The sequence below is a fragment of the Stenotrophomonas sp. Steno-C15 genome, assembly GCF_056393265.1.
On sequence record NZ_JBWJPF010000025.1, the window covers coordinates 41,907 to 51,725 of the forward strand.

The 9,819-nt window shown below is 68.2% G+C and carries 8 protein-coding genes; 3 read left to right on the forward strand and 5 right to left on the reverse strand.

All coding sequences use genetic code 11. From position 1 onward, the window contains the following. Positions 1–15 precede the first annotated feature (15 nt). Together AC06FB_RS16185 and AC06FB_RS16190 are read right to left on the reverse strand one after the other, a co-directional pair. Entirely contained in the window at positions 16–918 is a 903-nt protein-coding gene (locus tag AC06FB_RS16185) for an NAD(P)/FAD-dependent oxidoreductase (RefSeq protein WP_065174286.1), read from the reverse strand. Further along, positions 908–1,363 carry an Rrf2 family transcriptional regulator gene (locus AC06FB_RS16190; protein WP_065181437.1) on the reverse strand — a complete coding sequence of 152 codons (456 nt, stop codon included), beginning with the start codon at positions 1,361–1,363 and terminating at the stop codon, positions 908–910. Before AC06FB_RS16190 ends, AC06FB_RS16185 begins: the two co-directional genes overlap by 11 nt. A 184-nt stretch (positions 1,364–1,547) precedes the next feature. Between AC06FB_RS16190 and AC06FB_RS16195 the strand changes: the two genes are divergently transcribed. Further along, on the forward strand, positions 1,548–3,668 hold the full coding sequence (locus AC06FB_RS16195; RefSeq protein ID WP_277381196.1) for a methyl-accepting chemotaxis protein: 2,121 nt from the start codon (positions 1,548–1,550) through the stop codon (positions 3,666–3,668). Positions 3,669–3,759: 91 nt separating this feature from the next. On the opposite strand, the gene AC06FB_RS16200 is transcribed toward AC06FB_RS16195, so the two are convergent. Then, on the reverse strand, positions 3,760–4,662 hold the full coding sequence (locus AC06FB_RS16200; protein ID WP_065181435.1) for a LysR family transcriptional regulator: 903 nt from the start codon (positions 4,660–4,662) through the stop codon (positions 3,760–3,762). 104 nt (positions 4,663–4,766) lie between these two features. Here AC06FB_RS16200 and AC06FB_RS16205 point away from each other — a divergent pair, with 104 nt between their 5' ends. Both AC06FB_RS16205 and dkgB read left to right on the forward strand, forming a co-directional pair. After that, on the forward strand, positions 4,767–5,981 hold the full coding sequence (locus AC06FB_RS16205) for an MFS transporter (protein WP_193396721.1): 1,215 nt from the start codon (positions 4,767–4,769) through the stop codon (positions 5,979–5,981). 128 nt (positions 5,982–6,109) lie between these two features. Then, entirely contained in the window at positions 6,110–6,919 is an 810-nt protein-coding gene (gene dkgB / locus AC06FB_RS16210) for a 2,5-didehydrogluconate reductase DkgB (RefSeq protein ID WP_478053891.1), read from the forward strand. Between the two features lie 158 nt (positions 6,920–7,077). Here dkgB and AC06FB_RS16215 read toward each other — a convergent pair whose 3' ends face one another. Beyond that, on the reverse strand, positions 7,078–7,779 hold the full coding sequence (locus tag AC06FB_RS16215; protein ID WP_164150460.1) for an alpha/beta fold hydrolase: 702 nt from the start codon (positions 7,777–7,779) through the stop codon (positions 7,078–7,080). Positions 7,780–7,829: 50 nt separating this feature from the next. Then, positions 7,830–9,819, reverse strand: a 1,990-nt coding sequence (locus tag AC06FB_RS16220; RefSeq protein WP_478053892.1) for a bifunctional acetate--CoA ligase family protein/GNAT family N-acetyltransferase, incomplete at its 5' end; no start/stop codon positions are given.

A 9,819-nucleotide genomic window follows, 5' to 3' on the forward strand; every position in this document is an offset into this window, starting at 1 on the left:
ATCCGGCCCTTTCCGTCACCCGATGCTGTCTTCGCTGACCAGCGCGTGATGCACGCCGATCCCGGCACGCACCCCTTCGGCGGCGGCCAGGGTGATATTGCCGACCGTGGTCGCGTCGCCTGCGGCGTACACGTTCGGCACCGAGGTCTGCTTCATCGCGTCCACCTCGATCAGCACGCCCAGCGGGCTTTCGACCAGCGCGCAGCCCAGCTGCTGCACCAGCGGCGTGGCCATCGCCTGGGTGGCTGGAACGAACAGCGCGCGCTGGGCGATGCGACGGCCATCGGCCAGTTCCACTTCCAGCCAGGTCGGCTGGTCGCCCTGCACGGCAATCACCGGCGAGATCTCGATCTGCACGCCACGCTGCTGCATGGCCACGCGTTCCTCCTCACTGATCTCCCCCGCCTGGCTGAAGAAGGTGACATTGCCCCAGTCGGCGAACAGCGGTGCCTTGCCGGCCGACATCGGATGGCCGCCGAGCACGCCGATCGCTCCGCCGCCGACTTCGTAGCCATGGCAGTAGGGACAATGCAGCACGGTGCTGCCCCAGCGCTCGGCCAGGCCGGGCAGGTCCGGCAGCTGGTCACTGATGCCACTGGCCAGCAGCAGTTTGCGTGCGGCCAGCACCTGGCCATCCGCGGTGCGGACCTCGACACCGTCGGGGCTGGCGGTGGCGTGCGCGGCCTCGGCATGGATCCAGCGCACGCTGGGATAGTCCAGCAGCTGCTGGCGCGCCGTCTTCAACAGCTCGGCACCACTGATGCCGTCCAGGCCGAGGACGCCGTGCGAATGGCTGGCCGCACGGTTGCGGGGCAGGCCGGCGTCGATGACGGTGACCGCGCGGCGTGCGCGGGCCAGGATCAGGCCCGCGGCGATGCCGGCGTAACTGCCGCCGACGATGATCACTTCAGGATTCATGGTGTCCTTCCAGGGTGCGGTGATGGGCGAGGTGGCGCGCGAACTCCGCGCCGAGCTGGTCGAGCGTGGTGGACTGCAGGCGGTGTTCCAGCAATCGCTGCGCTTCGCGGGCACCATCGAGCAGCGCCGAATCGACCAGTTGCTGGATCGGGCAGCCACGACCTGCGCCGCGTGTGCCGATCTGCACCAGCGGCGGTGCGCCGACCGCCAGGTAGATGTCGTGCAGCGTGATGCGGGTCGCATCGCGCGCCAGCTGGCTGCCACCGCCGTGCCCGCGTGTGCTGCGCACCAACCCGGCCTTGTGCATCTGTGCCAGCAGCCGGCGGATCACCACCGGATGGGTCGGCAGGCACATGGCCAGCTGTTCGGAGGTGCGCGGCCCCTGCTGGCCCACGAGATGGGCCATCACGTGCAGCGCGTCGGAAAGCGGGTTCGAGGATTTCATGTAACAACAATAGTTACATTTATATCCCCTGTCGAGCGTCCTGTTTCGTTCCATATGGACACATCTGTCCTGTGAAACATTTCCTTCACCTCGTTGAACGAAACGATAATGTGATCCTTATCGCACTTCAGAGCACGCGAGATCAGGTCGATACCGCATCGCCCCCCTTCCGAGATCTCGCCCCATGAATGCCTCTCCCCATGCGCCGCGACTGCAGACGAAGCTGCTCGGCGCTGTATCCCTTGGCCTCGCCGTCATCCTGCTGTGTGCCTTGGCCGGCCTGGCGTCGGCCTGGCTGAAGCTGTCTGCCGAGGTGCCTGCCGAAGTCGCCCATGGCCGCGATGCCGAACGCCTGCAGCGCGAGTTCCGTGGCCAGGTGCAGGAATGGAAGAACGTGCTGCTGCGGGGCCACGATCCGGTCCTGCGCCAGCGTCATCTGGATGCATTCGACAGCGAAGGCAGAATCGTCGATGGACTGGCACGCGGGCTGGCCAGCAGCCCCGATTCGCGTACGCGCGAGCTCGCCCTCGCCTTCGCTGGCCTGCACGCGCAGCTGCAGAAGGACTATCACGCTGCCCTGCAGGCGTTTGCTGCTGCCGGCTACGATGCCACTGCCGGCGATACCCTGGTGCGGGGCAAGGACCGCGCGGTGGCCGCATCGCTGGACGCGCTGAGCACGCAGGCCACCCGGGTGGCCGAGGCCGCGGTGGCCACGCGCGCGCAGCAGGCAAGGCAGATGCTGCTGCTGTGCGCGGTGCTGACCGTGGTCGCCGCTGCGCTGCTGCTGATGGGCCTGGCCTGGTGGCTGCGCCGCGCGGTGGTGCAACCGGTGCTGGCGGTGGAGGCGGCTGCGCGCGCCGTGGCCGCTGGCGACCTGCAGCACGTCGTGCAGGTTCGCAGCCGCGATGAAGTGGGCCGGCTGGCGCAGGCCATGCAGGCCGTGCAGGCCACGGTGGGCGGCGTGCTCGAGGCGCAGGCGGCAATGGCGAAGGCGCATGACGCCGGCTCGATCAGCTATCGCATGGATGCCAGCGCCTTCCCTGGCGCATTCGGAACCATGGTGGCCGACAGCAACGCGCTGGTCGACGCGCACATCCGGGTGAAGATGCGCGCGATCACGATCATGGGCCGCTATGCGGTGGGCGATCTCAGCGAGGACATGGAGCGCCTGCCAGGCGAGAAGGCCGTCATCACCGAAGCGCTGGATACTGCCAAGGCCAACCTTGGCACCATCAACGGCGAGATCCGCCGCCTTGCCGCCGCCGCTGCGGCCGGCGATTTCAGCCAGCGCGGTGACAGCGCGCGCTTCGAGCATGACTTCCGCGCGATGGTGGAGGGCCTGAACCAGCTCATGCAGACCACCGAGCAGAATCTCGGCGAGGTCTCAACGATGCTGCGCGCGATTGCCGATGGCCGGCTTGGCGCGCGCATGCACGGCAGCTTCCAGGGCGTGTTCGCCCGCATCGCTGGCGATGCCAACACGACTGCGGCGCAGCTGGCCACCATCGTCACCGACATCAAGCACACTTCGGGCAGCATCCATGCCGCGGCTGCCGAGATCGCCGCCGGCAACAACGACCTGTCGCGCCGCACCGAGCAGCAGGCTGCCAACCTGGAGGAGACGGCAGCATCGATGGAGGAACTGACCTCCACCGTGCGCCAGAACGCCGAGCACGCCCGCCAGGCCAACCAGCTTGCGATCGGCGCGCACGAGGTTGCCTCGCAGGGGGGCGAGGTGGTCACGCAGGTGGTGGCGACGATGGGGGCGATCGAGGCCTCTTCGCGGCAGATCGCCGACATCATCAGCGTGATCGATGGCATCGCCTTCCAGACCAACATCCTGGCATTGAACGCAGCGGTGGAGGCTGCGCGTGCCGGTGAGCAGGGCCGGGGCTTCGCCGTGGTGGCCAGTGAGGTGCGTACGCTGGCGCAGCGTTCAGCCAATGCGGCCAAGGAGATCAAGACGCTGATCGATACCTCGGTGGACCAGGTAGCCGATGGCGCACAACGCGTGCGCCAGGCGGGCATGACCATGGCCGAGATCGTCGCCTCGGTGCAGCGCGTGACCGACATCATGGCCGAGATCTCCGCCGCGTCGCAGGAACAGAGTGCAGGCATCGAACAGGTCAACCAGACCGTGGTGCAGATGGACGGCGCGACCCAGCAGAATGCCGCGCTGGTGGAAGAGGCCAGCGCCGCCGCGCGCAGCCTGGAGCAGCAGGCGGACCGGTTGATGGACGCGGTGGATGTGTTCGATCTGTCGCCCCCCGCGGCGAGCGGCGATGCGCTGGCGCGCGCGGCCTGAAGGACTGCATGGACCCTGTGCAGCCGAGCATGGGTCCGGCTCTGCGGAACGCGCAGGTAACGCCGGGCCATGCCCGGCGAGCGTGGCATGCCTAGCGCAGGTAATCCGACTGCACCATCGCGTCACCGAGATGGTCCAGGAACGAGCTGATTCGCGCCGAGACCGCCGTGTTGCGGTAGTACACGGCGTGGATCGGCTGGTAGACATCCAGCGTCTGTGCAGCCAGTACCGGCACCAGCGTGCCGGCAGCACGGTCGCGTTCGGTGACGAAGTCCGACAGGCAGGTGATGCCCACCCCTTCCACCGCCAACCGGCGCAGGGTCTCGCCGCTGGATACGGCGATGTCCGGCCGTACCAGCAGCTGGCCGTCGGCGTCGCCCGGCACGGGCCAGCGGTTCAGCGATTCGGGTTCATTGAATCCCAGCAGCGTGTGCTGACCCAGCGCCGCCACGCTGGCCGGTTCACCGTGCTCGGCCAGGTAGCCCGGGCTGGCCAGCAGCTGCAGCCGGCAGCGGCCCAGCGAGCGCGCGTGCAGCGTTGAGTCGGCCAGTGGGCCGATGCGGATGGCCACGTCGGTGCGTCGTTCCAGCAGGTCGATGTAGCGTTCGGAACTGTTCAACTCCAGCTGCACCTCCGGGTATCGCGCGCGGTAGTCCGCCACCAGGGGGACGATCACGTGCAGCACGAACGGCATGGCCGCATCCACCCGCAGGCGTCCAGCCGGGCGCTCGCGGCGCGCCGCCATCTGCTCTTCTGCCGACTCCACCGCGTCGATGATCGCCCGTGCATGGCGCAGGTAGGCCTCGCCTTCGGCGGTCAGGTGCAGCCGGCGCGTGGTACGGGTCAGCAGGGTGGTGCCCAGCTTGTCCTCCAGCCGCCCCAGCGCCCGGCTCACCCCGGAAGGGGTCTGACCCAGCTGCTCGGCGGCGGCACTGATCGAACCGCTGTCGATCACGGCCAGAAAGGCCTGCATTTCATCGAGGGTGGTCTTCATGGCGCCATTATTGACCACCAGGCAAGAGTGATTGGCGTGAAGATCGGTTTTTCGGCAAAGGTGGGCCGCGCACACTGCGCGCCTTCCTTCCTCCGGAGCCCGCCATGATCCGCGGCATTCCTCTCGCCCTGCTGGCGCTGACCCTGGGCGCCTTCGCCATCGGCACCACCGAATTCGTCATCGTCGGCCTGATTCCGACCATCGCCGCCGACCTGCAGGTCAGCCTGCCTTCGGCCGGCCTGCTGGTCTCGCTGTACGCCCTGGGCGTAGCCATCGGCGCGCCGGTGCTGACCGCGCTGACCGGCCGCGTGCCGCGCAAGACCCTGCTGGTGGCACTGATGGCGCTGTTCACGCTGGGCAACGTCATCGCCTGGATGGCACCGGGCTACGCCTCGCTGATTGTCGCCCGCATCCTGACCGGCCTCGCCCATGGCGTGTTCTTCTCGATCGGCTCGATCATCGCCACGGCGGTGGTGCCGAAAGAAAAGGCCGCCAGCGCGATCGCGATCATGTTCACCGGGCTGACCGTCGCACTGGTGACCGGCGTGCCGCTGGGCACCTTCATCGGCCAGCACCTGGGCTGGCGCGCGACCTTCCTGGCCGTGGCCGGCCTGGGTGTGATCGCCCTGGTCGGCGCGGCGCTGTTCGTGCCGCGCACTGTGCCGCAGAGCGCGCCCGCCCGCTTCCGCCAGCAGCTGGCCGTGCTGGCCCAGCCGCGCCTGCTGCTGGTCTACGCGATGACGGCACTGGGCTACGGCGGCACGTTCCTGGCCTTCACCTACCTGGCGCCCATCCTGCAGGACGTCACCGGCTTCTCGGCCAATGCGGTCAGCCTGGTGCTGCTGGTGTATGGCGTGTCGGTGGCGATCGGCAATCTGTGGGGCGGCCGCATGGCCGACCGCATGGGTCCGGTTCCGGCGCTCAGGCGCATCTTCGCCCTGCTGGCCATGGTCCTGTTGGCGCTCACCTTCACCGCCTACAACACGGTGTTGATGTTGCTGACGGTGCTGGCCCTGGGTGCGGTGGCCTTCGGCAACGTGCCCGGACTGCAGGTCTATGTGGTCAAGCAGGCGCAGCGCCATGCGCCGCAGGCCACCGACGTGGCATCCGGACTGAACATCGCTGCATTCAACATCGGCATCGCCCTGGGCGCATCGCTGGGCGGCCTGGTGGTGGAGAACGTCGGCCTGATGCATACGCCGTGGCTGGGCGCGCTGGTGGTGGTGGGTGCCTATGCATTGACCGTGCTCAGCGGCCGCCTGGACCGTCGGGACGGCATCGACGACCGCGCCGAGGGCACCGCGATCACCGCACACTGATACGACGCCGCTCACTACCGACGCATCTCCACGCCTGCGCAATGCACCGTTGCCGGCATGCATGCAGGCCCTGCCCTACCCTTGTGCGGATCTACCGCGCCCTTCCCCCCATTAGCTGGAGTTCCCCCATGACTGTCCCCGCTTTCGGTCTCGGCACCTTCCGCCTGAAAGGCCAGACTGTGATCGACTCGGTACGTAACGCACTGGACGTCGGTTACCGCGCCATCGATACCGCGCAGATCTACGACAACGAGGCCGAGGTCGGCCAGGCCATCGCCGAATCCGGCGTGCCGCGTGACGAGATCTACCTGACCACCAAGGTCTGGATCACCGCGTTCAAGCGCGATGCGCTGCTGGCCAGCCTGCACGACAGCCTGAAAAAGCTGCGCACCGACCATGTCGACCTGGCGCTGATCCACTGGCCCTCACCGAACGACAAGGTCGACGTGCCGATGGAGGAGTACCTGCCGGCGCTGGCCGAAGCCAGGGCGGAGGGCCTCACCAGGGAGATCGGCATCTCCAACTTCACCATCGCGCAGACGCGCAAGGCGATCGGCATCCTCGGTGCCGACGCCATCGCCACCAATCAGGTCGAGATCCATCCGTACCTGCAGAATCGCCTGCTGGTGAAGTTCCTGCAGGAAAACGGCATCCCTGTCACCGCCTACATGAGCCTGGCCTATGGCGAAGTCATCAAGGACCCGGTGATCCAGGCCATCGCCGGCCGCCACCAGGCCACGCCGGCACAGATCGCACTGGCATGGGCACTGCAGCAGGGTTTTGCGGTGATTCCGTCCTCGACGCGGCGCGAGAATCTGGCCTCCAATCTGGAGGCGGCGGCCATCCGTTTGACGGAGGAGGACATGGCACAGATTGCCAGGCTCGACCGCGGGCATCGGCTGGCCAATCCGGAAGGCATCGCACCGGCCTGGGACTGAGCCGAAGCCGCCGGGCACGGCCCGGCGCTACCGGACAATCGCGATGGGGCCCGCCGGGCACGGCCCGGCGCTACCGGACGATGGCGATGGGGCCGCCGGGCGCGCTCCGGCGCTACCGGATCGCCACAGGTAGCGCCGGGCCATGCCCGGCGGGCCCTTCAGTCCTGCAGCAGCCACCCGCGCATCGCCGCACTGACCTCATCCGGCTTCTCCATCGGCGCCAGGTGCCCGCAGTCGGGCACCACCACCAGCTGCGAGTGCGGTACCAGCGCGTGCATCTCATCGCTCACCGCCAATGGCGTGATGCGGTCGTTGGCACCGCACACGATCAGCAGCGGATCGCGATATCCGGCCAGCACATCGTGGCCGTCACGACGTTCCAGCGCGCTCTGCCGCAGGAACACCTCCGCGCCAAGACGCGCCGTCATGTCGCGCACGCGCTGCACCAGTACATAGTCGTCCAGCCGCGAGGCATCGATGTAGCTGCGCATCAGGGCGTCACCGAATCCATGGAACTTCCCGGGCAGGCGCACGCTGGCGCGCTGGCTGCGACGCTGCTCGGCACGCTCCGGCGAATCGGCGTGGATCGAGGTATCGATCAGCGCCAGCCGCAGCACCCGCTCCGGTGCCACGCGCAGGATCTGCTGGGCAACGAAGCCTCCCAGCGAGAACCCGGCCAGCGCGAAGCGCGCAGGTGCCTGCGCCAGCACATCCTCGGCCACCGCCAGCAGGGTCGCGCCGCGGGTCTGGTCGCCCACGCTGCACTCGGCGATATCGGCCAGGTCGGCCAGCTGCGCGCGCCACAGCTCGGCATCGTTGAGCAGGCCGGGGAGCAGCAGCAAGGGGATGCGGTCAGTCATGGCCCGCATTGTCGCAACCGCACGGACGGTATGCCACGATCACTGCTGCATTACGACGCCGCCGGCGGTACCTCGGGAACGTCCACCTGCTGCACCGGCAGGGTCACCACCATCACCGTCGGGTCGTCCGGGTCCAGCCGGGTCTTGAAGCCCAGGCTCTGGCACATCGCCAGCATGGTGCTGTTCTCGCGCAGCACCTGTCCCTCGACCACGTGCAGCCCCAGCCACTTCGCATACTCGATCATGATCGCCATCAGTCGCCAGCCGATGCCATGGCCCTTCAGGTCGGAGCGGATCAGGATGCCGTACTCGCCGCGGTGATAATCCGCATCCGCGTGCAGGCGCACGGCGCCGAGCATCTCGCCGCTGCGCGGTTCGATGGCCACCAGCGCGATCGAGCGCGCATAGTCGAGCTGGGTCAGACGGGCGATGAACTCGTGGCTGAAGTGCTTCACCGACTGGAAGAAGCGCAGGCGCAGATCCTCGTCGCTGACCCGGGCAAAGAACGCGCGGAACAGCGCGTCGTCCTCGGGGCGCACCGGGCGCACGAAGGCGTGACCGCCATCGGACAGCTCGATGGTGCGCTCCCACTCCTTCGGATACGGGAACACCGAGAAGCGCGGATGGCCGCGACCCTTGTGCAGGATGCGCGAAGGCGCGATGGCGACGCGTGCATCGAGAGCGAGAATGCCCTTGCCATCGACCAGCAGCGGATTGATATCCAGCGTGCGCACTTCCGGAATGTCGGCGGCCAGCTGCGCCAGTTTCACCAGCGCCAGGGCCAGTGCGCGCTCATCGGCAGCGGGAACATCGCCATAGGCCTTTAGGATCCGCGACGCACGGGTACGCCCGATCAGCTCGTGGGCCAGGCGCAGATCCAGCGGCGGCAAGGCCAGTGCCTTGTCGTTGATCACCTCCACCGCCGTGCCGCCGCGACCGACCACGATCACCGGGCCGAAGGTCGCGTCATCGGCGATGCCCACGATCAGTTCACGCGCTTTCGGGCGGACGATGGTCGGCTGCACCAGCAGACCGTCGATGCGTGCATCCGGGCGCAGCTGGCGTGCACGCGACAGGATCGCCTTGGCCGCAGCCTGCACCGCCGGCAGCGTCGACAGGTTCAGGCGCACGCCGTCCACTTCGGACTTGTGCGGGATGTCCGGTGACAGGACCTTCAAGGCGACGGTCGCACCCCGCTCCAGCAGCGGCTGCGCCAGATCCATGGCCTCGTGCGCGTCGCGCGCATGCATCACCGGCGCGGAGGGAATGCCATAGGCCTTCAGCAGCTCGTGCGTGGCCAACGGGTCCAGCCACTGCTGGCCGTTGGCCAGCGCGGCCTCGACCAGCGTGCGCGCCGCGGCCGCATCCACGCTGAAGTCCTGCGGCAGGCTCGGCGGGGTTTCCATCAGTGCGTTCTGCGCTTCCCGATAGCGCACCAGATGCTGGAAGCCACGTACCGCTTCGGCTTCGGTGGGATAGGTCGGCACGCGCGCCGCATTGAGCGTGGCGGTGGCCTGGTCATCGTTGCCCAGCCACACGGCGAACACCGGCTTGTCACGATGGTGGCGCGGGCGCAGGCCGAGGGTGCGGGTCAGCGCCTGCGCGGCGTCGGCCGAGGAGGTGAACGCCGTCGGTACGTTGACCACCATCACCGCATCGTTCTCGTTGTCGGCCAGCAGGGCCTCGATGGCCGCGGCATAGCGATCACCATCGGCATCCACCACGATATCCACCGGATTGCTGCGCGACCAGCCCTGCGGCAGCACCGCATCGAGCTTTTCGACCGTGCTGTCGGACAGGTTCGCCAGGGTTCCGCGCAGCGCGGCCAGCTGGTCCACGGCCAGCCGGCCGACGCCCCCCCCATTGCTGAGGATGGCCAGCCGACGGCCCGGGAAGGTACCCAGCCGGCCCAGGGTCTCTGCGGCGGTGAACAGCTCGTCCAGGGCACCCACGCGCAGCAGGCCGGCGCGGTTGAACGCAGCGCCGTAGACATCATCGGCTCGTGCAAGCGCCTGCACATGGGTATCGCGGCTGCCAGGC